Annotated in this window: 1 protein-coding gene; it reads left to right on the top strand. The window is 68.9% G+C overall.

Annotated features, from left to right (window positions below; translation table 11 throughout):
• A partial coding sequence (locus ACIPUB_RS20155) for a fibronectin type III domain-containing protein (RefSeq protein WP_407609008.1) occupies positions 1–334 on the top strand: 334 nt, incomplete at both ends.

Genomic DNA, 334 nt, shown 5'->3' with positions numbered 1-334 from the left:
GGCTGAACCGGCCACGGCTCCTGCCGCGGTCTCGGAGATCACGGTCGAGGCGACGCATGAATCCGCGACGGTGAAGTGGAAGGCCCCGCACGACGGCGGTTCGGCCATCACCGGCTACACGGTATCCCTGGGCGGCGCCACACAGGTGGCACCCATCTCCACCGAGGGGGAGCTCTCGGTGAAGTTCGAGGGGCTTGAGTCCAAGACGGATTACACCGCCACCGTCACCGCGCACAACGCGGTAGGGACAGCACCGGCGTCGGAGGCTGCGGCCTTCACCACGGCACCGACCCCGGCGACGGTCCCGGGTGCGCCCGGAAACGTCTCGATCGAA

The sequence above is a fragment of the Paeniglutamicibacter sp. ORCA_105 genome (genome assembly GCF_045798545.1).
Taxonomy (GTDB): Bacteria; Actinomycetota; Actinomycetes; order Actinomycetales; family Micrococcaceae; genus Paeniglutamicibacter; species Paeniglutamicibacter sulfureus.
Note: the sequence above shows the minus strand (reverse complement) of the source record. Positions and strands in the feature narration are given on the sequence as shown.